This window comes from Nesterenkonia sp. AN1, assembly GCF_000582475.1.
GTDB lineage: Bacteria > Actinomycetota > Actinomycetes > Actinomycetales > Micrococcaceae > Nesterenkonia > Nesterenkonia aurantiaca.
In genome coordinates, this window is record NZ_JEMO01000005.1 from 75,000 (window position 1) to 99,165 (window position 24,166).

Annotated in this window: 19 protein-coding genes, 1 tRNA gene, 2 pseudogenes and 1 riboswitch; of the genes and pseudogenes, 9 read left to right on the forward strand and 13 right to left on the reverse strand. The window is 67.3% G+C overall.

All coding sequences use genetic code 11. The features are described from left to right. Positions 1-12: 12 nt before the first annotated feature. From BG28_RS03645 to BG28_RS03655, 3 genes are all read right to left on the reverse strand, one after another. Positions 13-1,152 (reverse strand): acetamidase/formamidase family protein, encoded by a 1,140-nt coding sequence (locus tag BG28_RS03645; RefSeq protein ID WP_084479409.1) that lies wholly within the window; start codon positions 1,150-1,152, stop codon positions 13-15. A gap of 126 nt (positions 1,153-1,278) precedes the next feature. Then, positions 1,279-2,430 carry a homoserine O-acetyltransferase gene (locus BG28_RS03650; protein WP_051500937.1) on the reverse strand — a complete coding sequence of 384 codons (1,152 nt, stop codon included), beginning with the start codon at positions 2,428-2,430 and terminating at the stop codon, positions 1,279-1,281. 15 nt (positions 2,431-2,445) lie between these two features. After that, on the reverse strand, positions 2,446-3,882 hold the full coding sequence (locus tag BG28_RS03655) for an O-acetylhomoserine aminocarboxypropyltransferase/cysteine synthase family protein (protein WP_235180951.1): 1,437 nt from the start codon (positions 3,880-3,882) through the stop codon (positions 2,446-2,448). Between the two features lie 131 nt (positions 3,883-4,013). Further along, a riboswitch (SAM riboswitch) is annotated at positions 4,014-4,147 on the reverse strand. Between the two features lie 451 nt (positions 4,148-4,598). Between BG28_RS03655 and BG28_RS15600 the strand changes: the two genes are divergently transcribed. Beyond that, a complete protein-coding gene (locus tag BG28_RS15600; protein WP_161634791.1) occupies positions 4,599-4,955 on the forward strand; it encodes a hypothetical protein in 357 nt (118 codons plus the stop codon). Here BG28_RS15600 and BG28_RS03670 read toward each other — a convergent pair. Continuing rightward, positions 4,903-5,886, reverse strand: a complete 984-nt coding sequence (locus BG28_RS03670) for a linear amide C-N hydrolase (RefSeq protein WP_036474337.1) — start codon at positions 5,884-5,886, stop codon at positions 4,903-4,905. The two genes, BG28_RS15600 and BG28_RS03670, sit on opposite strands and share 53 nt — an antisense overlap. Before the next feature lie 93 nt (positions 5,887-5,979). On the opposite strand from BG28_RS03670, the gene BG28_RS03675 reads away from it, so the two are divergent. After that, on the forward strand, positions 5,980-7,467 hold the full coding sequence (locus BG28_RS03675) for an FAD-binding oxidoreductase (protein WP_051500939.1): 1,488 nt from the start codon (positions 5,980-5,982) through the stop codon (positions 7,465-7,467). Here BG28_RS03675 and BG28_RS03680 read toward each other — a convergent pair. Beyond that, positions 7,442-9,514 (reverse strand): FAD/NAD(P)-binding protein, encoded by a 2,073-nt coding sequence (locus tag BG28_RS03680; protein ID WP_036474339.1) that lies wholly within the window; start codon positions 9,512-9,514, stop codon positions 7,442-7,444. The two genes, BG28_RS03675 and BG28_RS03680, sit on opposite strands and share 26 nt — an antisense overlap. 139 nt (positions 9,515-9,653) lie before the next feature. On the opposite strand from BG28_RS03680, the gene BG28_RS03685 reads away from it, so the two are divergent. After that, a tRNA-Ser gene (locus tag BG28_RS03685) sits at positions 9,654-9,742 on the forward strand. Between the two features lie 89 nt (positions 9,743-9,831). On the opposite strand, the gene BG28_RS03690 is transcribed toward BG28_RS03685, so the two are convergent. Further along, positions 9,832-10,647, reverse strand: coding sequence for a hypothetical protein (locus BG28_RS03690; RefSeq protein WP_036474340.1), 816 nt, complete (start codon positions 10,645-10,647; stop codon positions 9,832-9,834). 103 nt (positions 10,648-10,750) lie between these two features. Between BG28_RS03690 and BG28_RS03695 the strand changes: the two genes are divergently transcribed. The 6 genes from BG28_RS03695 (at position 10,751) to BG28_RS03720 (ending at position 17,256) form a co-directional block, all read left to right on the forward strand. Next, positions 10,751-11,746, forward strand: coding sequence for an NAD-dependent epimerase/dehydratase family protein (locus tag BG28_RS03695; protein ID WP_051500940.1), 996 nt, complete (start codon positions 10,751-10,753; stop codon positions 11,744-11,746). 164 nt (positions 11,747-11,910) lie between these two features. Further along, positions 11,911-12,372, forward strand: a complete 462-nt coding sequence (gene paaI, locus BG28_RS03700) for a hydroxyphenylacetyl-CoA thioesterase PaaI (RefSeq protein WP_051500941.1) — start codon at positions 11,911-11,913, stop codon at positions 12,370-12,372. A gap of 4 nt (positions 12,373-12,376) precedes the next feature. After that, positions 12,377-13,708: an AMP-binding protein gene (locus BG28_RS03705; RefSeq protein ID WP_051500942.1), complete on the forward strand. Its 1,332-nt coding sequence runs from the start codon at positions 12,377-12,379 to the stop codon at positions 13,706-13,708. 21 nt (positions 13,709-13,729) lie between these two features. Further along, entirely contained in the window at positions 13,730-14,350 is a 621-nt protein-coding gene (locus tag BG28_RS03710) for a TetR/AcrR family transcriptional regulator (protein ID WP_036474341.1), read from the forward strand. Positions 14,351-14,854: 504 nt separating this feature from the next. Further along, positions 14,855-16,243, forward strand: coding sequence for an SPFH domain-containing protein (locus tag BG28_RS03715; protein ID WP_036474342.1), 1,389 nt, complete (start codon positions 14,855-14,857; stop codon positions 16,241-16,243). 59 nt (positions 16,244-16,302) lie between these two features. Next, complete coding sequence (locus BG28_RS03720; protein ID WP_036474343.1) at positions 16,303-17,256, forward strand: LysR family transcriptional regulator; 954 nt, start codon at positions 16,303-16,305, stop codon at positions 17,254-17,256. An 18-nt stretch (positions 17,257-17,274) separates the two neighbouring features. Here BG28_RS03720 and BG28_RS03725 read toward each other — a convergent pair whose 3' ends face one another. The 7 genes and pseudogenes from BG28_RS03725 to BG28_RS03755 all read right to left on the reverse strand — a co-directional run bounded on the left by BG28_RS03725 (position 17,275) and on the right by BG28_RS03755 (position 24,165). Further along, positions 17,275-18,132: a 3-hydroxyacyl-CoA dehydrogenase family protein gene (locus BG28_RS03725; RefSeq protein WP_036474344.1), complete on the reverse strand. Its 858-nt coding sequence runs from the start codon at positions 18,130-18,132 to the stop codon at positions 17,275-17,277. Further along, positions 18,132-19,332 (reverse strand): annotated as a pseudogene (locus tag BG28_RS03730) (acetyl-CoA C-acyltransferase). Before BG28_RS03730 ends, BG28_RS03725 begins: the two are co-directional and overlap by 1 nt. 42 nt (positions 19,333-19,374) lie before the next feature. Further along, positions 19,375-20,604 carry an acyl-CoA dehydrogenase family protein gene (locus BG28_RS03735; RefSeq protein WP_036474345.1) on the reverse strand — a complete coding sequence of 410 codons (1,230 nt, stop codon included), beginning with the start codon at positions 20,602-20,604 and terminating at the stop codon, positions 19,375-19,377. A 56-nt stretch (positions 20,605-20,660) separates the two neighbouring features. Then, positions 20,661-21,122, reverse strand: coding sequence for a thioesterase family protein (locus tag BG28_RS03740; RefSeq protein WP_084479410.1), 462 nt, complete (start codon positions 21,120-21,122; stop codon positions 20,661-20,663). After that, positions 21,119-22,333: a CaiB/BaiF CoA-transferase family protein gene (locus tag BG28_RS03745; protein WP_036474346.1), complete on the reverse strand. Its 1,215-nt coding sequence runs from the start codon at positions 22,331-22,333 to the stop codon at positions 21,119-21,121. The genes BG28_RS03740 and BG28_RS03745 overlap by 4 nt, the downstream gene beginning before the upstream one ends. Before the next feature lie 48 nt (positions 22,334-22,381). Beyond that, positions 22,382-23,263: a 3-hydroxyacyl-CoA dehydrogenase family protein gene (locus BG28_RS03750; RefSeq protein WP_051500943.1), complete on the reverse strand. Its 882-nt coding sequence runs from the start codon at positions 23,261-23,263 to the stop codon at positions 22,382-22,384. 81 nt (positions 23,264-23,344) lie between these two features. Beyond that, positions 23,345-24,165: pseudogene (locus BG28_RS03755) on the reverse strand (enoyl-CoA hydratase/isomerase family protein). Position 24,166: the final 1 nt, after the last annotated feature.

Here is a 24,166-nt window from a genome sequence, read left to right on the forward strand (position 1 = left end):
TGACCCGGTCCATCACAGCCCTGCGAAGTCTTTGACGGAGACCTTCGCATGGACGCCCTTGACGATGTCGACCACCTGGGAGATGTTGAAGTCGGTGGCCGCGGAGAGATACGCGTAGGCGTGTTCGGCGTCGAGCCCCCAGCGGGCCTGAAGCAGCACGATCGCGTTGTGCACACAGTTGCGCACCGCGATGTCGAGGTCCTCATCCATCCCGGTGGGGATCAGGTGATCGGTGGTCTCGGCGAGCGGGCCGATCTGTTCGCCGAAGGCTCGCAGCGCCTCCTCACGGGGAACCACCTCGAAGCTCAGGTGTCCGCGCAGCGAGGCTTCCATGGCGGTGAGCGCAACCTCGCCGTCGCCCTGGGCGAAGTGTGGGTCCCCGACGAAGGCCAGCGCGCCGGGCACCTGGACCGGGAGGTAGAGCGAGGTTCCTTCGGTGAGCACCTTGATGTCGATGTTCCCGCCGTGGGCGCCGGGGGGCACCGAGTGCGGCCGGACCTCGCCGGCCACGGCCACCCCGATGGTCCCGAAGAACGGGGCGAGGTCGAAGCTCAGCCGTCGCGGGGCGCCTGCCTTCGGGGCCATCCAGCCGCGCGGGACGCCCTCGGCGTCGGGCTCCACGGCGGCGAAGATCGACACGTTGGCCTCCCCGCGCGGGTACTCCCCGTTCAGCGCGCCCTTGCCGTGCCGGTTGGAGATGATTCCGTAGGGCACCCGGCGTTCAAGCTTGTCGATGGTGACCTTCAGCAGGTCTCCGGGCTGCGCGCCGGCCACATGGATCGGGCCGGTGTTCACATGCGGTCCATCGAGCTTCGGGTCCCGGGCGTGATCGCTGGCGGCCAGCTCGATCGCGTCGTTGAGCACCTGCTCGGCCGGGACGCCGTGGCCGGCGAAGTATCCGGCGGGGTCCCGGCCCTGATCCTCCAGGATGCCTTCATGCGAGAGGGTGTCGATGACGACCTGCTCCCCGGGCTGGATGTGCAGCACCGGAACGTCACTGGCGCACGGCAGGCGCCCCCAGAAGATGTTCTCCGCGGTGGCCGGGAGGTAACGGGCCCCCTCGGGCAGGTGCTCGCCGGGCTGCAGGACGGGCTCGGGGCTGGACTCCACGCTGATGCGGGTGCTGGACTGCTGGTCGGTTGGCAGGCTCATGGATCACTCTCCTCGTCCCGATCCAGTCTGCCCGATCAGGTGTTACAGCAGAATGACGCCCCGGAAACCGATGTTTCAGAGCCGTTGGTGTTTCAGAGCTGTTGGTGTATCAGAACCGCTGGTGCATCAGAGCTGCTGGTGCGCCAGGGACGCGGCGAGCGAGGTGTGGGTGCCCAGCCGCAGGGTCTCGCGCATGGCGTCACCCAGCTGCTCGGCGCTGGTGAGGAACCCATCGTGCCCGATCGGGGAGTCGATCATGTGCACCTGATGCTCCCCCGGAACTGCGTCGGCGATCTCCTGGGACTGCTCTGGGAAGTACAGCCGATCCGTGGTGACCGCGGCCAGGAACGGCACTGCGGTGACTCCGGCAAGCGCCTCGTCCACTCCCCCGCGTCCGCGGCCGACGTCGTGGCTCATCAGTGCCTCGGCGAGGACGATGTAGGCGTTGGGGTCGAAACGCTTCAGAAGCTTCTCGGCCTGGTGGTCCAGGTAGGACTCCACCTGATAGCGGCCGCGCCGGCGCTGGGGCGCGCCGAAGGGATCCTCCGACCCCTGGGCGGAGCGGCCGAAGCGCACCGCCAGCTCATATTCTGCGCGGTAGGTGATGTGCGCGATCCGCCGGGCCAGTCCGAGCCCGGCCTGCGGAGCCGGACCGGCGTAGTAGTCGCCGCCGGCGAAGTGCGGGTCATTCTCCACGGCCAGGACCTGGGCCTGGCCGAAGGCGATCTGCTCTGCGGTGGAGGCCGCCCCGCAGGCGAAGACGGCCACGCCTTCGACCATCTCGGGGTAGGTCACGGCCCATTCCAGCGCCCGGGCACCTCCCATGGATCCGCCGATCACCGTGTGGAACCTTTCGATGCCCAGGGCCTGAGCCAGCCGGGCTTCGAGGTGCACGGAGTCGCGAATGGTCACGAAGGGGAATCGGGAGCCATAAGGCTTCCCCTCGGGATCCAGGGAGGCGGGTCCGGTGGAGCCGTAGCAGCCGCCGACCATGGCCGGGGCGATGACGAACCAGCGCTCGGTGTCGATCGGGCGGCCGGGCCCGAGCAGCCCCTCCCACCATCCGATGGAAGGGTCCGCCGCGGTCGCGGCGACGTGGGAGTCACCGGTGAGGGCGTGTGCGACCAGGATGGCATTGCTGCCGTCCTCGTTCAGCGTGCCCCAGGTCTCGTAGGCAAGGGTGACGTCAGGCAGCCGCCCGCCGGCCTCAAAGGTGTACGCGCCGACCTCAGCGGTCTTCAGCGCTCCGGCAGGTCGGTTCCCAAAGTCGTTCAGCACCTGATCACCCTAGCCTCAGACCGCCGCTGCGGTTTCTTGCTTCGTCACATTGTTCGCGCCGGCCTCGGAGGCGGTGTCTGTAGCATGCTCCGATGCCGCAGATGCTGCGGCCTGGGCGGCCTTCTCGAAGCCCTGGGCCAGGTCGGCGATGATGTCGTCGATGTGTTCCAGGCCCACGGAGAGCCGGACCAGTCCGGGCTTGACCCCGGCGGCGCGCTGCTCGGCGGCGCTGAGCTGGCTGTGCGTGGTCGAGGCGGGGTGGATCACCAGGGAACGGACGTCCCCGACGTTGGCCACCAGCGAGTGCAGCTCAAGCGCGTCCACGAAGGCCTGGCCGGCACGCGCCTGGGCGGCGTCGTCCTCGGCTGTTCCCCCGGCGAGCTCGAAGGCCAGCACCGCCCCGGACCCGCGCGGCAGGTACTTCTTGGCGCGTTCGAAGCAGGGGCTGGAGGGCAGCCCGGAGTAGTAGACCCGCCGGACGTCGTCGTGGGCCTCCAGGTATTCGGCCACCTTCTGGGCGTTCTCCACGTGGCGCTCGATCCGCAGCGAGAGGGTCTCGAGCCCGAGGTTGATCTCGAAGGCGTTGTGCGGGGACAGCGCCGGTCCGAAGTCGCGCAGCAGCTGGACCCGGGCCTTGAGGATGAAGGAGAGATTGACTCCGAAGATCCCCTCGGATCCGAGATCGCGGCCGAAGACCAGCCCGTGATAGCTCTCATCCGGTGTGGAGAAGCCGGGGAAGTGCTCGGGGTGGGCGAAGTAGTCGAAGCGTCCGGAGTCCACGATCACCCCGGCGATGGCGGTGCCGTGCCCACCGAGGAACTTGGTGGCCGAGTGCACCACGACGTCGGCGCCGAAGTCGAAGGGCCGGATCAGGTAGGGCGTGGTCAGGGTGGAGTCGATGATCAGCGGCGCGCCGAACTCGTGCGCCACCGAGGCGACGCCTTCGATGTCGAGCACGTCGCCGCGCGGGTTCGCCACGGCTTCGCCGAAGAAGGCCACCGTGTTCTCCCGGGTGGCGGCGCGCCAGGACTCGAGGTCATCGGGGTCCTCCACGAAGGAGACCTCGATGCCGAACTTCGGCAGGGTGTGCTTGAAGAGGTTCTGTGTGCCGCCGTAGAGCGTGGGCGATGCGACGATGTGGCTGCCGGCGTGGGCGATGTTCAGCAGTGCCAGCGAGGTGGCGGCCTGTCCGGAGCCGACGGCGAGCGCCCCGACTCCGCCTTCGAGGGCGGCGATCTTGTCCTCCACCGCCTGGACGGTGGGATTCCCGATGCGGGAGTAGATCGGGGCGATCTCCTCGAGGCCGAAGCGGCGCGCGGCCGCGGCGGTGTCCGGGAAGACGAAGGAGGTGGTCTGTTGGATCGGCAGTGCCCGTGCTCCGGTGACCGGGTCGGGGGCGACGCCGGCGTGGATCTGCTGGGTCTCGAACTGCCAGGTGTTCTCGTGGCTCAAGGGATTCTCCATTCAATGCGGCCCAGGATCTGGACCGGATCTGAACGTCGCTGCCGGTGAGCGTGTTGCCGGCGCCGAATCCTGTACGGCCCTGTCCTGAGGACTGGGGTGAAGGGCCCGCACTGGTGTGTGGCCCGCGCTTGCCACGGTCAGTCCTTGGATCTTCTCCGGGACTGCCGCAACCAGGTCGTCACCCGGGGCACCCCACCGCGAACTGGAGGGTTGCCGGCCAGCAAACCGGGGTTTTGCGCTGGCACTCTTGACCTAGGGATAAGTCTGCATCGCGGAATGCTCCGGTGCAAGTGCGGTGGGTCCGGCGGGTTCGCAGTTCGTCATGTTCGGCGCCCGACGGGCGAGGATCCGTGGCGCTGCTGCCGGGTCGAGGCGCTCCATCTCTGGACTCTCCCCCATGCGCTCTTCCCGACCGAGATCCTTGCGGAATCCCCCACCGGATCCGGGATCTCCTTCCACGGGGAGGACTACGCCGATGGGGACGAGGTCTTCGTCGGGGCAAGCACTGCGCAGTCGATCAGCTACCCGGTCCCGGAGGAGTGCGACGCAGACCTCGCGCCCGATGCGTGTGATGCCGAGGCCCCACAGTGGACGGTCACCCCGTCTGCCCCAGCTCCGTGAAGCCGACGGTCACTGGCTTCCCGGCCCGAGAGAATGTAGCGTTTCTTTCGAAATAGAGAACCAAAATATTGGATATCCATCTCATGCCTTCTGCGACATCTCCCGCAGTGATTGCGCTTAATCCAGTGATCGACTCCTCCTGGATCGACATTGCGTGGTGGGGCATACCGATCGCCTACGCCACGGCTCTCCTCTGGGCCGCGGTGGAGCTGGTCCGGAACCAGAGCCTTGACCTCGCGCCCAAGATCGCCTTCGCGTTCCTGATGGTCCTGGCACCGTTCATCGGCTCGGTTCTGACCATTCTGCTGGTCCGGACCCACGCGCGGCCCTCGGCTCGAGGTCAGACCGAGGGAACCGCACCGACGGAGGATCCCACGCTGGCACGGGTCACTCAGGACCGAGGAACGCGAACGGCTCGGCCGGTTCGAACAGATCGCTGACCTCTCCCACGTGACCCTCGGGCGGCCCCTCGCTGAGCACCAGACGGCGGACCCCGGAGCCTTCGCCGAGCGCGAGCCGGTCCAGCGAGACCCAGATGACGCTGGGCCGCAGCGCGGAGTCGAAGTAGTACCGGCGGTCCTTGTGGTCCGCCACGGTGCGCCACTGGGTCGAGGAGATGTTCGGCTGCCCCGGGGTGGAGATCCCATAGGGGACCGAGGCGTTGCGGATGACTCCGAACACCGCCGCGGTCGCGATGGTGCGGTCCTCGACCTGGGGCACCGCGTTGACGTAGAAGCTGGCCCGGACATAGCGGTCTGCGGCGCGGTTGGTGCCCGGCAGCATCACGGTCCCGCCGATCCCGCGCCAGTAGGCGTCGACCGCCAGCTGTTCCGCGAAGGGCGGCGAATTGGTCATCACCTGGTGCGCCCGGTCGTGGTGGATCTGCAGCGTCCCGTCCAGGTACTCACAGATCGCGCTGTCCCCAGAAGCATCGGAGATCGACAGGTGCATGGTCGCCTCGCGCGGCTGCCCTGGCACCCCGGCGGTGACCACGGCAAAGTCTTCCCGGGCCAATACTTCCACCGCCTCCGCCACGGTGGCGCAGCTATCCAGCACATACTGGGCCCACGCGCCGAGGGAGAGCTTCGGCCGGACGTCATCGAGCCTGGGGTAGCGCGATTCCACCAGCCAAAGCGCATTGGCGACGAGGCCGCACTCATTGATCCCATCGGTGGTCGAGACGTCATAGCCGGTGGCGATCACGCTGCCGTAGCGAGATGTCCAGGTCAGCGAGCGCGGCCCGGCTCCTCCCTTCCGCGGGAGACCGCGCGGGAAGACCCACAGATTCGTCCCCAGGTCGGCGTTCCAGTCCATGGACCGGGCGGTCAGCACACGGTCCTGTTCGCCCAGGTAGACCACTCGTGTGCACATCAGACCCGCCTCTCCCCGATCCGGGGCGTTCGTTGGGCCTCAGTGTGTTCCAGGCCATATCCCGAGGTCAACCCTGACCTAGACTCAGCTTCCATGACCGCTTCTGACCCTGACGTCCCGATGATCCTGCGCGGCGCCTTTGCGTCGCATGCCTTGAGCACCGACCCGGCCGAGCTTGACGCCCACTCGGTGGACAAGGGGCCGCTGGAGCACTGGCAGGTGCACCGACCGCGCGCTGTGGTCTTCCCTGAATCGACCCAGGACGTGCAGAAGCTGGTGCGACTCTCGGCCGAACACGGGTTCGCGCTGATCACCCGCGGCGCCGGGACCTCCGTCTCCGGCGGGGCGAACACCACCGAGGGATCCGTGGTGCTGAACCTGGCCCGGATGAACCGGATCCTGGCAATGCGGCCGGAGGACGAGGTCGCCGTGGTCGAACCAGGCGTGATCAACGCCGACCTCAACGCTGCCGCCGCGGAGCACGGGCTGATGTACGCCCCTGACCCGGCGAGCTACCGCATCTCCACCATCGGAGGCAACGTCGCCACCAACGCCGGCGGCCTGCGCTGCGCCAAGTACGGGGTGACTCGGGACTCGGTGCTGGCCCTGGACGTGGTCCTCGCCGACGGCACATTGATCCATACCGGCCAGGCCACCTTCAAAGGTGTCGCCGGCTACGACCTGACCAGCCTGTTCGTCGGGTCCGAGGGAACCCTGGGCATCGTCGTCGGGGTCACCGTGCGACTGCGCCATCTGAGTGAGCACACCGAGACCATCGCGGCGTTCTTCGAGGAGCTGACCACCGCCGCCCAGGGAGTCCTGGAGATCGGCAAGGCTCGGGTGCAGCCGGCGATCACCGAGCTGCTGGACCACAACACCATGCTCGCCCTGGATGAGGCCCAGGGCTCGGATCTGGCGGGGCGCGGCAACACGCTGCTGCTGATCCAGACCGATGGCCACGGTGCGGCCATCGAGGCCGAGATCATCCGCGAGGTGCTGCGCGGCCTCGGCGCGTTGGTCAGCGACCCCGGCTCCACCGAGTCCGAGCGGCTGATCGAGCTGCGTCGGCACGCCCGCGGCGACGGGGTCGTCACCGAGGTGCGCGTGGGTGAGGATGTCGCAGTCCCGCGCTCGAAGCTGGTGGACTACATCCGCGCCATCGAAGGCCTTGCCGAGGAGCACCAGGTCCAGCTCAAGGTGGTCGCGCACGCCGGAGACGGCAACCTGCATCCCACCTTCAGCGTCCCCAGCGCCGAGCTGAGCCCCGGCACCGCCCCCGAGACCACAGCCAACGACGACGCCGCCTCCGCCGCTCGGCCCGAGGGCACCTCAGTGACGGTCGATCCCGCAGCGGATGATCCTGCGGCATCGGCCATGCTGCGGCTGAATGCGGCGCTGGACGGCTCGGTTCGGCTCGCGCTGGAGATGGGCGGGACCATCAGCGGAGAGCACGGGATCGGCACCTATAAGCTGCGCTGGCTGGACTGGGAGCAGTCCGAGGAGGTCATCGCGGTGCAGCGCCGGATCAAGGACGTGTTCGACCCGGAGCACAGGCTCAATCCTGGGCGGGCGATCCTGTAGCCGCGCAGCCCGGACCGATGAGGATCGCGCGGGCCGCGGCGTCTGCGTCCGCGAGCGATCGGGCCGAGGAGTCCACGTCCCCGCCGGCCTCGGCAGCGATAGCGGTGCCCCATTGGACCGAGCTGAGCTGCAGGCCGAGCACGTAGATCTCCTCCGGCTCGGCGCGGTCCATCGGGATCAGTCGATGCGGGACGGTGGTCACGTCGAAGCCCTTGCCTGCCCTTGGCGCCCCCGAGGCGTCGACAAGTTCCCGCGGCCGGGCAAGACCCCCGCGCAGCAGTCCTGCCACCAGGGGTGACCGGGAGAGCTGGACACGATTCGCGGGCATCATCGCCTCGAGCAGCCAGCGCCCCTGGTAGGCCGGGGCGGCGACCGCCGGAGATTCAGCCGTGTAGAACCCGGTCTCTCGGTCCACGTCGAAGATCGGCTCCGGTCCGAGGAACTCGACGACTCCGGCCCGGGTGAGCGCGGCGAGCTCCTCGATCCGTTGCAGCGGCGGACCGCTGGCCAGGCCCTCCACCAGAGATTCGAACCAGCCCTCGATCTCGCTGATCTGGCTGGACTGGGACACCCGGCCCTGACTGATCAGCGCCTTGACCTCCATCCGGGCCAGGTGCAGCGCGCCGATCGCCATCTTCACCGGGCTGCGCACCCCGGCAGCGGAGGTCGCGGCGTCGTCCTCGAGATAGGCGCTCATGTGCTCCTGGTACTGCTCGGCGGATTCGAAGGTCAGCCCGCCGAAGGGCCTGCCGAGCGAGCGGATGTCGAACCAGAGCACGTCAGGAGCGAGCTCGCGCAGCAGCCGCTGGCCGCGGGTCTGCAGCACGGCCTCACCGAGATGGGCGTCCGCGAGCAGCTCATCCAGCGCGCTGGAGAACTCCGGGCCAAAGAGCTGCGGAGCGAGCTCCACCAGAGTCCGGTAGTAGGTGCGCAGCACATCGCGCTGGATCAGCGGCCACAGGTGGGCGGAGAAGTCGAGCAGGTCGTGGCGCCGTTCAGCCTCCGCCACCGCCACAGGATTCAAGTGGTGCAGCGTGATCCCCACCGGGGCGAAGCCCGGCGACTCGGTGAGCGCAGTGGACTTGGCCCGGTACGGGGTGCCGCGCCGCGACCCGGCGACCAGATGCGGCTCATCCCCCGTGGCGAGGTACTCCAACCGCTGCCCGGCCGGACGGTCGGCGTGTTCATGGAACACTCCTCCACGGCCGACGCTGGCTTGGATCATCAGGTCGAAGAAGTTCAACCCCATCCCCCGGACCAGGACGTTCTCCCCCGCGGGCAGCGAGTAGTAGTCCACCTCGGTGGGAATCGCCGGCGGCTGGTAGTGCAGTCCGAGCTGTTCGGCGACCTCGGTGAAGTGCTCCCCGGATTCATTCAATCCGGCCGGGATGTGTCCCAGCGCCAGCACCACCTGATCGACCCTGAGCGGTTCATCACGGATCTGAGCCTCGCCGTTCTGAACATCGCCGAGCGGGCTGGCCGCGCCGGCGGGGCTGAGCATCAGCTGGTACCCGGCGTCGGCGCGCTGCAGCTCGGTGACCTCGGCGCTGAGGTGCTCCACGGTGATCCCGGGCTGACGCTCCAGGCCGGCGCAGACCTCGGCATGAAGCCAGCTCAGGTACTGCCCGTAGGCGGCGCGGGTCGGGTAGTCGGTGTCGGTCCCGCCGTGGTCGATCCCTCTCAGGACCGGGGGCTCGAAGCTGTCGGCGCGCACCGAGGTGGCGGTCTCCTCGGCCTCGTGCTCGTGACGCCACTGCGCGAAGGAACGGGACACCGAGGACGCCGGCAGCTGGACCTGGGTCGCACCGGCTGGCGCCGCGGTAGGAAAGCTGGCAGGGGTGTTCATCAGGTACAGCGGCGACTGCTGCGGATTCCACACGCGGCCGGGACCATGCGGTGCCGGATCGATGATCAGGATGCGCAGCCGGGGCGTCCGGGCAGCGGCCGTGCCGTGTTCCAGCGCGGCGAGCAGCCGCTCCAGGAACGAGGTGCCGCGGGGTCCGGCGCCGATCAGCGCGACGCTGCGATCCTCGGTCTGGCGGGGCATGGGCGGCGGATTCTCCTGATGGATTCTTCGAGTGTCGGGTTCCGACCAGGGTACTGCGAGCGCGCGCTTTGTCAGTTTCCTGGACGAACCGCTAGTCTAGACGGGCGCATGAGAACGGTTCGCCGGATTCGTGGGCACAGGAGGCGTGCCAGAGCGGCCGAATGGGCTTCACTGCTAATGAAGTGTCCGCCTCAAAGCGGACCGGGAGTTCAAATCTCCCCGCCTCCGCCCTTTTTGTGAAGAAGAACCCCCGTCGGGAGCAGTCCTGGCGGGGGTTCTTCTGCGTCGGCCTCCCGGCCGGTACGGGGCGTCGGGATCTACCTGTGGGCGATGTCCACCACGATGCGCACCGGATCCGTCAGCTGCTGGACCCGGAAGTCGCGCTGCTGATCGAGGCTGATCAGCACCTGGCTCTCCCCGCCTGCCAGCTCCCCAGGCTGAATCTCGCGCACCATCGCCGCGTCGGACTCGGGACTCCAGGCCTCGCTCCAGGCGGCGGCCTCGGCGTCGGGGCCTCCGGTGGTGCCGAGCACGTCGATCAGCAGCATCGCCTCCACCGCGCCGTCCTGCACCTCGGTGAAGCCCGTTCCCTGCTCACCCGTCTCGATGTACTGGGCCTGGTGCGCCAGGCCGGTGTCCAGAGCGTATTCCAGCACGATCCGCTCATAGCCCGCATGCGAGCCGAGCCGGATCTCGCTGAGCACCTGAACCGTGTCATGGCTGACGTCGAGCATGAAGTCCGCGTAGTCCTCGCTGGGCTGGGGCTGTGTGCTGAAATCGCTGAGGTCGGCCGCCTCGGGGGCCTCCTCTTCGGACGCCTCGTCGGTGTCGGCCTCGTCGGTGTCGGGATCGTCGGTCTCCCCCGCGTCGGCGTCGGGCTCGTCGGTCTCGGGATCGCTGACGCCCTCGTCCACGGCTGGCTGCTCAGACTCGTCTGCATCGGCGCCACTGCTCGGTTCGGCAGAGCCATCCGCCTCAGCTGACTCGGTGGGCTCTGCCGATTCCTCAGCCTGACCTGCGCTCTGCTGCGTCGGATCGTCCTGGGGCAGCTCGTCCTCCGGGGAACCGCAGCTGCTCAGGGCCAGCGCTGCGGCGATCGCCGCGGTGGGCAGGAATGCGTCTCTGGGGCTCATCGTCCGGCGCTCTTCTCAGGGGTCGGGGTGGGCATCTGCTGTCATCTCGACTTGTGACCAGCACTGATCACCGTATCCTGCGGGAAATCGTTAGGCTCGGACCATGACTTCCTCCGCCGCCCCGCTGCCCGCCGACTCCTCAGTGCCGCGTGCCGTGTTGGTGGGATGCGGCGATGTGGGCACCCGGATCGGACACCGGCTTCTCGAGCGCGGCTGGAGCGTCTCGGGCTGGCGACGCAGTCCGGAGCGCCTGCCTGCGGCCTTCGACGGCGCGGCCATGGACCTCACCGAGGAGTCCAGCATCCCGACGTTGCCCTCCGACACCACGGCAGTGGTCTTCTCCCCCGCCGCCGGAAGCCGTGACCCGCAGCGTTACGAGCAGGTCTACCTCCGGGGACTCGAACGAGTGCTGGAGCGGATCACGCAGGCAGGTCTCGCCGAGACGGTGCAGGTGCTCCTGGTCTCCTCCACCTCGGTCCTCGGCGACGCCGCAGGACGGCTGGACGAGTCCGCCGCGCGCACCCCCGCCAGCCCGACCGGTGAGATCCTGGCCCGCACCGAGGCGCTGCTGGAGCAGTGGCGGAGCGCCGGCGCCGAGTCCTCGGGGCGCTCACGCAGCGGCATCCTGCGCCTGGCCGGGATCTACGGACCGGGCCGGGACCGCCTGATCAAGCAGCTGCGCTCCGGTTCGGTGGGTGAGTCCGCAGGTCAGGACACCCATGAGGCCTGGAGGATCTCAAACCGAGTCCATTCCGAGGACGCCGCGCGCGCCGCCGTCGAGCTCTTGACCTCCACGGCCCCGCCGGAGCTGGTGCTGGGCGTGGATGAGCTCCCGGTGCCCCTGGGCGTGGTGCACAACTGGATGGCCGACCAGCTGGAACTTCCCCGACCGTGGAGCGATCCGCGACTGGATCCCGCGGTGCTGGACTCGCTGCCCTCGAACTCGCCGGTCCGCCAGCGCACCGACGCCCTGTTCGATTCCGCGCTGCTGCGCGCGGGCCACGGCAAAGCCCTGGACGGGTCGGTGCTGCATGGTCTGCTCGGCGAGGTGCTGCACCCGGATTTCCGTTCGGGCTACACCGACGCGCTGCGCCAGTAGGAGCCCCCGGCCGGTTCGGTTCCGACCCCAGCCACGCTGAGTCATGGTGCTGCCCGGTGGGGCCAGCAGGTGGACCACTGCTATCTGTGCTTGACATCACATCCACTCCGGTGCTTGAGTTTACTTACTGACCATTCGGTCTGGAAATGCGATGAGGAGCACCGATGACTGAGTCCGCCCAGCTCGCCCCCGAGAGCCTTGACTCGCGCCCCACGGATCGCCCGCGGCACCGAATGCTGGAGAATGACCGGGCCTCACAGGCGCTCGGCATCGAGGTGCTCACCGCAGACCCGGGCCACGCCCGGATCAGCATGGAGATCCGCGAAGACATGACCAACGGCTTCGACATCGCCCACGGGGGAATGCTCTTCGCCCTGGCAGACACCTGCTTCGCCATGGCCTGCAACCATCCGAGCCTCGACGAGGGCACCATCACCGTGGCCTCCGGGGTCGACATCAACTTCCTGAAGCCTGCCCTGCTCGGCGAGACGATCACCGCCGAGGCGACCGAAGTGGCGAGCACCGGACGCAGCGGCGTCTACGACGTGCTAATCACTCGCGGAGACGACCTGCTCGGCGTCTTCCGCGGTCGCTCGCGCACCATCGCCTCCCCCGGAAAGAAGTGACCCGATGAGCATCTTGAACACCGAAACCGCCGCGATCCCCGCCACCGACCCCGGACTGCCCGATGCCCAGGAGCTGATGAGTCGCGAGGAGATCGAGGCGCTCCAGCTCACCCGGCTGCAGCAGACCCTGCGCCACGCCTACGACAACGTCGCGGCCTACCGTGAGCTCTATGACGCCCACGGCGTCGGCCCGGAGGACCTGCAGACGCTGGAGGACCTTGCGAAGTTCCCGTTCACGGACAAGGAATTCCTGCGTGCGGCTTACCCGTTCAAGGCCTTCGCCGTGCCCATGGAGCAGATCCGCCGGGTGCACGCATCCTCCGGCACCACCGGGCGACCCACGGTGGTCGGCTACACCGATGCGGACATCGAGAACTGGGCGACCCTGCTGGCTCGCTGCCTGCGCTACTCCGGGGTCCGCCCGGGAGACCTGGTGCACAATGCCTACGGCTACGGGCTCTTCACCGGCGGCCTGGGCGCCCACTACGGGATCGAGAAGCTCAAGGCGACCGTGATCCCGATGTCGGGGGGCCAGAGCGAGAAGCAGGTCCAGCTCATCCAAGACTTCAAGCCTCGGGTGATCCTGTGCACCCCGACCTACCTGTTGGCCCTGGCCGACGCCTTCCGCGCCGCCGGGGTGGACCCGCGGGAGACCTCCCTGGAGGTCGCCGTCCTCGGTGCCGAACCGTGGACGGACAAGATGCGCCATGAGATCGAGCAGACCTTCGCATTGAAGGCCTGCGACATCTACGGGCTCTCCGAGGTGATGGGCCCCGGCGTCGCCGGTGAATCGGTGGAGCGCCAGGACGGCTCCACCATCTGGGAAGACCACTTCCGACCGGAGATCATCGACCCGATCAGCGAAGAGGTGCTGCGCACCGGTGAGCACGGCGAACTGGTCTTCACCACGCTGACCAAGCAGGCGCTGCCGATCATCCGCTACCGCACCCACGACCTGACCCGGCTGCTGCCAGGCTCGGAACGACCGGGGCACCGCCGAATGGGGCGGATCACCGGGCGCAGCGACGACATGATCATCCTGCGCGGGGTCAACCTCTTCCCCTCCCAGATCGAGGAGATCGCCCTGGAGATCAAGGAACTCTCACCGCACTTCCAGCTGCGCCTGGCCCGGCCGGGCAAGATGGATGAGATGACCGTGCACATCGAACGCCGCCCGGAGACCTCCGCGGCGGACGCCGAGACGGCGGGTGCCGAGCTGGCCCGTCAGATCAAGGTCAAGGTCGGCTCCAGCTGCAAGATCAGCGTGGAGGAGCCCGGGTCTCTGGCCCGCTCCTCGGGCAAGCTGCGCCGAATCTATGATCAGCGACCCCGATAGTCCCGCGACTAGTGTGGAGTCATGACCTCCACTTCGACGACGGCGTCCGCCTCCCGCCGGGGCCGCCCCGGCTATGACCGTGAGGGGCTCATCACCGTCTGTGTCGAGACCTTCAACCGTCACGGCTATGAGGCGACCTCGATGGGCGCGCTCTCCCGGGAGCTGGGCATCTCCAAGTCAGCGATCTATCACCATGTCAGCTCCAAGGAAGAGATCCTCGACATCGCGCTGAACCGTTCGCTGGCCGAGCTGGAGCGGGTGGTCACCGAGGCGGAGGCGCTGGACGCCTCCGCTCTGGCCGAGCTGGAGATGATCCTGAGTGAATCGGTGAAGGTGCTGACCACTTCATTGCCCTATGTCACGCTGCTGCTGCGGCTGCGCGGGAACTCCGAGATGGAGGTCAAGGCGCTGCAGCGTCGCCGTGAGATCACGCTGCGCATCGCCGAGCTGATCCGGCAGGCCCAGAGCGACGGCGACCTGCGCCAGGACATCGACGCCCGGACCGCCTCGCGCCTGGCCATGGGCACCATCAACTCGATCGTGGACTGGTACCGACCGGTCGGCGGCGCTCCGGACGCGGCCCTGGCCGAGACCGTGAAACAGATCATCCTCGGCGGACTGCGAGCGCCTGAGCCGCGCTGACCGCCGCCGGGCCGCGGACTGAGAGCCAGCCCCGCCGCCTGCGGTGGTCTCCCCCGCCCCCGTCACGGCCTCACCCGCACCTGTCTCGGCCTCGCGCGCCCTCTCGCGCCCCGTCGCGGCCTCGCGCGGCCTGTCGCGGCCGTCACTTTATGTGCGTGAGGCAACGGATCGGATCCGCGAGCTGACAGGCATCCGCGCTCATCCGGCACATTCCGCCCCTCAGACATGCCACGACATAGTGCCAAAACCTGTTGACCCCGATGTTTTGTTCAGGTTAGCGTCAGCTCACACCCGGGATCACATCCGGTTCATCTCGGCTTGTCAGCAAGCCTTCCTAGGGTCCATTCCCGGTGTCGATGCTCGCTCTTCTCATCACCGCCGGGCAGATGGTCCTGAAGATTCAGCCGCACCCGCGCGACGCATCACCCGCGGAGCAGCGCTGCTTCGACACCGCTCCGCCGGCGGCCGACCTCCGACCACTCCCCCAGATAGAGGTATTCACGAATGGACATCCTGACAACCGGCGGCACGTTCGCCCTGGTGATCGGCCTGCTGATCGCAGCAGTGCTGATCGGCATCGTGACCCTGCTGATCATGCGGGCATGGACCAAGGTCGCCCGGGCCGATGAAGCGCTGGTGGTCACCGGCAAGTCCTCGCGATCCGACGTTCCGGGCTCGCGTCCCAAACAGGTCATCGTCAACGGCCGCGCCCTGGTCAACCCGATCCGGCAGCGCCACGAGATCATCTCGCTGCGCTCCCGCCAGGTGCTGATGACGGTCACCGCCCAGAGCCATGACAACGTGACGATCAAGGCCGAGGCCGTGGCGCTGGTCAAGATCGGCAGTGCTGTCGAAGACGTCAAGGCTGCCTCGGAGCGCTTCGCCTCCCAGGACGACGCCGTGGTCGAGTACACCCAGGACCAGCTCGAAGGTGCGCTGCGCGGCCTGATGGCCCAGCAGACCGTCATCCAGCTGATGCGGGATCGACAGAAGTTCTCCGACGAGATCTCAAGGTCGATCTCTCCGGAGCTGCTGACCCAGGGCCTGTTGCTGGACTCCTTCCAGATCCGGGAGATCACCGACGACTCGGGCTACATCGCATCCCTGGGCGCCCCGGAGATCGAGGCCAAGCGCCAGGCCGCTGAGATCGCTGCGACCAACGCCGAGCGCGCGATCGCCAAGGAGCGCATCTTCAACAGCGAGCAGAACCTGGTCGAGGAGACGGAATACGACTCGAACAAGGCCGCTGCCACCTCACGGGTGGGCCAGGCCCGCGCCCAGGCCGAGCAGGCCGAAGCTCTGGCGGGCGAGAAGGCTCGGCAGGAGGTGCTCGGCCAGCGAGCCGAGAACCGGCAGGCCGAGCTCGACGCCGAGGTCAAGCGCGTGGCCGATGCGGATCTGTACAAGCAGCAGAAGCGCGCCGACGCCGAGGCCTACCAGCGCACCAAGGCTGCTGAGGCCGAAGCACTCGTCGCCGAGTCCGAGGCTCGGGCACGGCTGAAGCGCTCCGAGGCCGAGGCCACCGCGATCCGCGAAGAGGGCGAGGCCAAGGCCGCCGCCATCCGCGCCGAGGCAGAAGCACTGCGCGAGAACCAGGAGGCCGTGCTGGCTCGCGAGGCCCTCGCGGTGCTCCCACAGCTCATGGACTCCTTCGCCGCCGGCTATGCCAACATCGGCTCGATGACACTGATCGGCGGCTCCGGCGAATCAGGCGCCTCCAAACACTTCGACGGCGAGGCCTCCGTGGCACTGGCCGGGGTGTTCAAACGGGTCGAAGCAGCCACCGGCATCGACCTGGGATCGATCCTGCAGGCGAAGGTTCAGGGAACGGCCATGGGCGAGGCGCTTGCCGAGTCCAATCACACTGATGCTGGCAGCGGCCAGAACCAGTGACGACGGACGACCGGACGAATCACTATGGCAGCTGTTCGCTTGCGGACTAGCATGGCCGAATGGAGGTTCACAAAGCTCGAGCGTTTCTCACCGTCGCGGAGGAGCTGCACTTCGGTCGAGCCGCCAAGCGGCTGCACATGGCCCAACCGCCGCTCAGTCGGCTCATCCACCAGTTGGAGACCGAGCTGGGAGCCAAGCTTTTCGAACGTGACACTCGAAATGTGACCCTGACGCCAGAGGGTGAAGCGATCCTGCAACCTGCTCGCGAACTGCTCATGCTCTCGCAGCGGATCAAGGATGTAGTCGTGAAATCACAGAAGGGTGAGGTGGGGGGCGCCCGGCTGGGTTTCGCCGGCGCATCAGTCAACCAGGCAGTGGGGGAACTCGCACGTCAGATCCGGAGGCAACGTCCAGGGATCTCTCTGAAGCTCTACAGTTCGGAGTTTTCACACCTGGGCCTGCAGAAGGTTCTGGACCGTTCCCTGGACCTGGTCATTGGCCGCTGGGACTTCCTGCCCGCCGAGATCAGCTCCCGTGTCGTCGGTGTGGAAGAGCTGCTGATCGCACTCCCGGAGAACCACCGTCTCGCAGGTCAGGACACCGTGGCAGCTGAAGACCTTGTCGATGAGTCATGGCTGGTCCTTCCTGGCGGCGCGGGGGCAACCCTGCCGAATCGACTCAACGCACTCGGCGTAGACGCGGGCTTCGTGCCGCGAATCGTGCAGGTGGCACCGGACTCCGGGACTCTCGTCGTGCTTGTCGGCGCGGAGATGGGGATCGCCCTCACCCTTTCAAGCGTGCGCGACCATGTTCCTTCCCGTGGCGTGGTCTACAGACCGTTGCGAAACCGGCAGAAACCAGTGGAGGTCCGGCTCATCTGGCGACGCGACGACGTCAGTCCGGGCCTGCGTGCCGTCGTCGACATCTCCAAGTCCGTCTTCCCCCCGCCCGACACGCTGGACCCAGAATCCGCCTCAGCCCCGTCTGTGGGTCCGCCGCAGCGGCGATCATGAGGGCGCCTCCTCGCGGGGCTACTCGCCGTAGCTGTAGAAGCCTCTGCCGGTCTTGCGTCCCAGTTCATTTCTGGCGACCATCGCCCGCATGAGCGGCGGTGGGGTGAACCGGTCCCCCAGCTTGGACTCGAGGTACTCCGCGATTCCCAGGCGCACATCCAGGCCAACGACGTCGGTCAGAGCAAGTGGACCGATCGGGAACCTGTAGCCCAGCACCATCGCGTCATCGATGCTTTCAGGCGAGGCAACGCCTTCCTCGACCATCCGAATCGCTTCGAGGGCGATCACCAGTCCAAGACGCGAGGATGCGAAACCGGGCGAGTCGTGAACCACCACCGGAGTCTTGCCCAACCCCTCCACCCATCGCACCGACAGATCGCGGAGTTCCTGGTGCGTGTGCTTCGAGAGCACGACCTCGACAAGCTTCGAGGCGGGGACCGGATTGAAGAAGTGGAGGCCGCAGAACCGTTCGGGGTTCGATAGCTGCCCAGCGAGGTCATCCACGGACAGAGAGGATGTGTTCGTGGCCAGCCAGGCCGTCCCCGAGAGATGCCGCTCGACGTCCTGCAGGGCAGAGATCTTCAGTGCCCAGGATTCTGGGACGGCTTCAACAACCAGCTCCGCCTGCGCAAGATCAGCATGGTCCACGCTCGTCCTGAGGCGTCCGGCCAGTTCCTGGAAACCCCCCTCCACCGAGCCTCGCTCAAGCGATCTCGAGATGTCCCGCTCGACTCGCTCCTTGGCCGCTCGTGCAGACTCCAGGTCTCGTTCGACGATCGTCACCCGAGCGCCGGCGAGCAGGAAGGAGTGGGCGATCCCTGCCCCCATGCGGCCTCCCCCGAGAACTCCGACCGCTGATGGGACCGCAGCGCTCATCAGGTCTTTTCCACGAGCATCGCCGTGCCCTGGCCGACGCCGACACACATCGTGACCAGGCCCATCGTTGCGGATTCACGCTCCATGCGCCCCAGCAGAGTGGTGGTGATCCTGGACCCTGACGAGCCCAGGGCGTGACCGAGGGCGATTGCGCCGCCGTCGTTGTTCACGGTCCCGGCATCGAGCCCGAGGCGCCTGATGCAGGCCAATGACTGGGTGGCAAAGGCCTCGTTCAGTTCGACGGCGCCGAGGTCGTCGATGGAGTAGCCGCTGCGCTCGAGCACCTTGTTGGTGGCCGGAACCGGTCCGAGTCCCATGAGATGAGGGGCCACCCCGGCCGAGGCGCCGTCCACGATCCGCGCTCGAGCGGCAAGGCCATACTTCTTGATGGCCCGCTCCGAGGCGACCAGTATCGCCGAGGCGCCGTCATTGAGGGAGGAAGAGTTCCCGGCCGTGACGATCCCGTCGGTCTTGACCACGGGACGCAGACGCGCGAGGACCTCGGGGGGTGGTGCCCGCGCGGGGTCCCTCATCGGCGACTACGACCGTCTCGGCGCCCTTGCGACCCTTCACGGTGACGGGAACGATCTCCTGCGTGAAGCGACCGGCGTCGCTCGCGGCGATGGCGCGCTCGTGGGAGGCGACGGCGAACGCGTCTGCATCCTCCCGGGTGATGCCGTCCACGACCGCGACCTCCTCGGCGGTCTCGGGCATCGAGTAGGTCAACTTGTCGATCTTCTTGAACTCTGGATTTGTGAACCTCCAGCCGATTGAGGTGTCGAAGACCTCCCCGGGCTTTGCGAAGGCTGCGGTCGGCTTCTCGATGACCCATGGGGCACGGGACATGGACTCGACACCACCAGCGATGACAAGGTCAGCCGCCCCGGACTTGATCATGTGTGAGGCCGTGATGATCGCCGACAGGCTGGAGGCGCACAGCCGGTTGACGGTGATCCCCGGAACGGTGTCGGGGAAGCCTGCCAGCAGCCAGGCCATGCGGGCGACGTTGCGGTTGTCTTCCCCGGCACCGTTGGCACAGCCGAGGATGACCTCGTCGACGTCGTGAGGGTCGATGCCCGCCTCAGCCACCGTGTGCTGGATCACCAGGGCGGCCAGGTCGTCCGGGCGGACGCTGGCCAGCGCGCCGCCGTAGTTGCCCGTCGGGGTGCGGGAACCGCCGACCAAGAATGCTTCCGTCACTGTCTCTTCCCATCTGTCGTGAGGTCAGGTTGTCTGGGCTTTTCACTTGAAGGCGGAGATCCCGGTGATGTCTCGTCCTACGAGCAGGGACTGGATGGCGTCGGTACCTTCATAGGTGGAGACGACCTCCATATCGGTCATGTGCCGGGCCACGTGATTCTCCAGCAGGAGACCGTTGCCGGCGAGCAGATCCCGGGCCTCGTTGCAGATCCACTTTCCCTTCTGAGCAGTCGCCATCTTCACCATCGAGGCCTGCGCATTGGTCAGCTGACCGCGGTCGGCAAGCTCGGCCATCCGGTTGCACAACAGCTGCATCGTGGTGAGTTCGCTGAGCATGTTGGCCAGCCGGGACTGCACGAGCTGATAGCCCCCGATGACGTTGCCGAACTGCTTGCGTCTGGACGCGTAGTCAGCGGCGATCTCGAAGGTCGCCATCGCGTGGCCCACCGCTTCCCAGGAGGCGCCTCCGCGGGTTGCCTGGAGCACCCGAGACACGTCCTTGAACGAGTTGCATCCGGTGAGTCGGTTCTCGTCCGGGACCCGCAGATCCTTGATCAAGATGTCAGCCTGCTGGATGGCCCGCTTACCCACCTTGCCTGTGATGCGTTCGGGCGCGTATCCGGCGGGGTAGTCGTTGTTCTCGTCTTTCTCCACGACGAACGCGTTGACCTTCCCGTCCTCGACGTTGCGTGCGAACACGACGACGACGTCGGCAGCATCCCCGTTGCCGATCCAGCGCTTGTGCCCGTCGATCACCCACGTGTCACCCTCGCGGCGGGCGCTGGTCTCCAGCGCGACAGAGTCGGAGCCGTGGTCGGGTTCGGTCAGCGCGAACGCACCGGTCTTCTTCAGCTGTGCCATCTCCGGCAGCCAGCGCGCCTTCTGCGTCTCGCTGCCGAGCATGTTCAAGGTGCCCATGCACAGGTTGGCGTGCACTCCGATGAACGTATTGATGCTGCCGTCGGCGCGGGCCATCTCACGAGCCACCAGTCCGGCGGCCTTCCTGCTCATTCCAGGGCAGCCGTAGCCCTGAATGGTGGTGCCGATGATGCCTAGCTCTGCCAATCCGGGCACCAGCTCCCAGGGAAACTCAGCCCGCTCCCAGTAGTCGTTGATGACTGGCAGCACCTGCAGCTCGGCGAAGGACCGCACCTTGTCTCGGACGGCGATCTCCTCTGGGCTGAGATCGTCGTCGAGACGGAAGTAGTCGGCGTCGGTGGTGGTGCCGGTGGCCGCTGCGGGTGCGCTCCGGGTCGATGTGGTTGCGGTCATGGTCGGTCCTTTCGTCGACGGGTCGGTGGACCCGGCCTGGTGGTGGGTTCGTGCGTTCACTGCTGTTCGGTCGAGGCGCCGGGCTCAGCCCCGGGCGGAACCGGCTTCGACTCTGGGGTGAGGATCTGGGTGAGCGTGCGGCTCAGGCGCTCGGGAAGCGGGGCGGACCGTCCTGAGGCGGGGTCTGTCTGGACGAGCACTGTCCGAGCACGGACCGCGATCTCGTCGTACTGGACCAGCTCGTAGTCCACCGTGTAGGAGGAACGGCCGATCGCAGCGACCCAGACACGCGCCGTCAGCTCCGGTCCATGGTCCAGTGGGCGCAGGTAGTCGACGGTGAGGGAGACGACCACCCGCGGCCGGGCTGGGTCAGGAATGCCGTCCTCGCCCAACCAGGAGGTGATCGCAGATATCCGCGCCTCCTCGATCAGGGTCACCACACGGGCGTTGTTGACGTGCCCGTTGAGGTCCTGATCCGACCAGCGAACGGGTAGCACGACGTGGTGGACGGCGCTCATGAGGCTTTCCGCACTTCAGGCTCGACGCGCTCAAGCCACGCCATCACCCGATCTCGGTCGCCATCGAGGCGGGGCGGAGCATGGGTGTAGTCGACCGGAGTTCGGCTGAAGTCCACCGGATGTCGGACCGTGGGGATCTTCCGCTCTCCGGAACCGGCCATGACCACCGGCTCCAAGCCGAGGCCTTCGGCGAAATGAACACCTTCGTCCACCCCGAGGATCGGCGCGCAGGGCACCTGTGCCGCCTTGAGTCGTTCGAACCAGTCGGCGGCGTTGCGCGTGCTGAGTCCGTCGATCAGGAGCTGACGCAGCTCCACGCGGTTGGCGTTTCGAGCCCCCACGGTGGCGAAGCGCTCATCCACAGCGAGCTCGGGGGCCCCGAGGCACTGGCACAGGCGGGTGAACTGCCCGTTGTTGCCCACGGCGATCACCATGTTCTTGTCCTGAGTGGGGAACGGCTCATAGGGATACAGGCTCGGGTGCTCGTTGCCCATGCGAGTCGGGACGCTGCCGCCGGCCACGTAGGCGGCGGACTGGTTGACCAGCCCCGAGAGCGCCGAGGTCAACAGGTTGAGCTCGACGTGCTGCCCGGTCCCGGAACCCTGACGCTCATGGAATGCCCCCAGGATGCCGGAGACCGCGTGGAGTCCGGTGATCACGTCGAAGAGCGCCACGCCCGCGCGGTAGGGTTCGCCGGATTCGCTGCCGGTGAGGCTCATCATCCCCGAAAGCGCCTGGGCAAGCAGGTCGTAGCCGGGAAGATCGGCTCCACCCGCGGTGCCGAAACCGGTGATGGAGGCATAGACGAGATCAGGACGCCACGCGCTGACGCTCTCGTAGTCGAGTCCGTAGCGCCTGAGTCCGCCGGGCTTGAAGTTCTCCACCAACACATCGGCCCGGGCGATGATCCGCTCCACGACCTTGAGCTGTGCCGGGTCCGAGAAGTCCAAGGAGATGGATTGCTTGTTGCGGTTGACCGAGAGGAAGAACGTGCTCTCCCCGTCCCGGTGCGGAGGAACCCATGCGCGGGCGTCGTCCCCGGTGGTGGATTCCACCTTGATGACGGTCGCGCCCATATCGGCGAGGAGCATCGTGGCGTAGGGCCCTGCAAGCACGCGGCTGAGATCCGCCACCACGACCCCGGCGAGCGGGCCTGTGCCTCGGCGACCGAAGATCTCCTCCAGAACACCCAAGTCATCGAATCGACTCATGTCGTCTCTCTTCCTCTTCTTCTCATGTCTGTTCGACGTCGGGGCTGCTCAGCCTGTGTACTCATACCAGCCACGGCCGTTCTTGCGTCCATAGCGGCCCTGCTCATAGAGCTTCTGCACCGACGGGTGCGGCAGATCTGCCGGGTCTCCGCTCTGCTCGTACTCGGAGAGTCGGATCAGATACGACACGTCGATCCCCACCAGGTCCATGAGCTCGAACGGACCCATGGGGTGGCCCAGGGCTGTCCGGGCGGCCACATCGATGTCCTGGTAGCTCGCCACGCCGTCGGCCTCCAGCCGCAGAGCCTCGTTCCGCAGTGCACCCAGCAGACGGTTGGCGACGAACCCCGGGATCTCCTTGTTCAACCGGACAGGCTGCTTCCCGAGCCGGTCCACCATCCCAAGCGCCGCCTCCACAGTCGCGTCCGAGGTCTGTGGGTTGCGCACCACCTCGACGCAGTTCATCACCAGCGCCGGGTTGAAGAAGTGCATGTTGCACACCCGGTCGGGCCTGGCTGTGGCATCCATGAGCAGAGACGAAGGGATGGTCGAGGAGTTGGTCGCCAGGATCACATGTTCCGGGGCGGCTTCGTCGAGAGCGGCGAACAGCTCTCGTTTGATGTCGATCCGTTCCACGGCGGCTTCGAGCACGAAGTCGGTCGTCCGAGCCGCCTCGAGGGAGTCCGTCGTATACGTCATCCGCTCCAGCGCGGAGTCGACCTCCTCGCTGCTGAAGGCCCCCTTCTCGGCCAGTCGTCGGAGGCGCCGCTGCGCCTCATCCCGCGACTGGTCAAGAGCTTCGGCGGCGAGGTCGCCTGTGGTCACGGTGTAGCCGGCCAGGGCGAAGGCCGCCCCGATCTGCGTTCCCATGGCCCCAGCTCCGACGACGAGGACGTCGTCGATGGTGTCGATGGTCGAATCGGGCGTCATGTCTGCTCCTTGAGATGCTTCGCTGAAGTGCTTGGAAACTGTCCCGGGTTGGTCACGGGATCATCGATCAGGCTGTGGACGTCACTCCTCGGCGCGGAATCGCGCGCGGCGCTTCTCGAGGAACGCCGTGGCGCCTTCAGCCTTCTCATCGGAGGCGTAGAGCAGGGACTGCGCCAGGCGTTCGAGCAGCAGCCCTGTGGACTGGTCCGTCTCGGCGCCGCCGCGCACGACGAGCTTGGCCAGCCGCACGGCCAGCGGACCCTTGGCCAGGATCGTCTCGGCCGTGGACAGCACGGTGTCCATCAGCTCCTCGGCAGGGACCACGCTGGTCACCAACCGATGCGCAGAGCCTCATCCGCGTCGATGATGCGGCCGGTGAGGATCATCTCCTGCGCCCGGCCCAGGCCGACAAGTCGTGACAGCCGCTGGGTGCCTCCGGCGCCGGGAAGGATTCCGAGGTTGGTCTCAGGCAGGCCGAATTGAGCATTCTGCGCCGCCACGCGGATGTCGCAGGACATCGCCAATTCGTTGCCCCCGCCCAGTGCGAAGCCGTTGACCGCCGCAATGGTGGGCAGATCAGATTCCTGGATCCGGTCCCATAACCGCTGCATCCGAGCAGTGAGCCCGTCACGCAGCGTGTAGCCGATGAGCTGATTGATGTCCGCGCCGGCCACGAACGCCTTCTCTCCATGACCGGTGAACACGACGGCACCGACGTCACCGTTGCGCTCGAGCGAGTCGAGCGCGGCCTCGATCCCATCCAGCACGCCGAAGTTCAGGGCATTGCGCACCTCCGGCCGGTTCACGGTCACAACAGCAACACCGCCTCTGATCTCGGTGGTGACGACGCTTGTCCCGGGGGCAGCGCCGCTGGCGCTGCTGGTGGTGGTGGTCTCTGTCATG

Excerpts from the sequence above, each read along its gene's own strand:
- BG28_RS03715 (WP_036474342.1), top strand. The coding sequence starts at position 14,855 with ATGGACATCCTGACAACCGGCGGCACGTTCGCCCTGGTGATCGGCCTG.
- BG28_RS03670 (WP_036474337.1), bottom strand. The coding sequence starts at position 5,886 with ATGTGCACACGAGTGGTCTACCTGGGCGAACAGGACCGTGTGCTGACC.
- BG28_RS03750 (WP_051500943.1), bottom strand. The coding sequence starts at position 23,263 with ATGACGCCCGATTCGACCATCGACACCATCGACGACGTCCTCGTCGTC.
- BG28_RS03695 (WP_051500940.1), top strand. The coding sequence starts at position 10,751 with ATGACTTCCTCCGCCGCCCCGCTGCCCGCCGACTCCTCAGTGCCGCGT.
- BG28_RS03645 (WP_084479409.1), bottom strand. The coding sequence starts at position 1,152 with ATGAGCCTGCCAACCGACCAGCAGTCCAGCACCCGCATCAGCGTGGAG.
- BG28_RS03705 (WP_051500942.1), top strand. The coding sequence starts at position 12,377 with ATGAGCATCTTGAACACCGAAACCGCCGCGATCCCCGCCACCGACCCC.
- BG28_RS03725 (WP_036474344.1), bottom strand. The coding sequence starts at position 18,132 with ATGAGCGCTGCGGTCCCATCAGCGGTCGGAGTTCTCGGGGGAGGCCGC.
- BG28_RS15600 (WP_161634791.1), top strand. The coding sequence starts at position 4,599 with ATGCCTTCTGCGACATCTCCCGCAGTGATTGCGCTTAATCCAGTGATC.
- BG28_RS03680 (WP_036474339.1), bottom strand. The coding sequence starts at position 9,514 with ATGCCCCGCCAGACCGAGGATCGCAGCGTCGCGCTGATCGGCGCCGGA.
- BG28_RS03745 (WP_036474346.1), bottom strand. The coding sequence starts at position 22,333 with ATGAGTCGATTCGATGACTTGGGTGTTCTGGAGGAGATCTTCGGTCGC.
- paaI (WP_051500941.1), top strand. The coding sequence starts at position 11,911 with ATGACTGAGTCCGCCCAGCTCGCCCCCGAGAGCCTTGACTCGCGCCCC.
- BG28_RS03690 (WP_036474340.1), bottom strand. The coding sequence starts at position 10,647 with ATGAGCCCCAGAGACGCATTCCTGCCCACCGCGGCGATCGCCGCAGCG.
- BG28_RS03735 (WP_036474345.1), bottom strand. The coding sequence starts at position 20,604 with ATGACCGCAACCACATCGACCCGGAGCGCACCCGCAGCGGCCACCGGC.
- BG28_RS03740 (WP_084479410.1), bottom strand. The coding sequence starts at position 21,122 with ATGAGCGCCGTCCACCACGTCGTGCTACCCGTTCGCTGGTCGGATCAG.
- BG28_RS03675 (WP_051500939.1), top strand. The coding sequence starts at position 5,980 with ATGACCGCTTCTGACCCTGACGTCCCGATGATCCTGCGCGGCGCCTTT.
- BG28_RS03720 (WP_036474343.1), top strand. The coding sequence starts at position 16,303 with ATGGAGGTTCACAAAGCTCGAGCGTTTCTCACCGTCGCGGAGGAGCTG.
- BG28_RS03710 (WP_036474341.1), top strand. The coding sequence starts at position 13,730 with ATGACCTCCACTTCGACGACGGCGTCCGCCTCCCGCCGGGGCCGCCCC.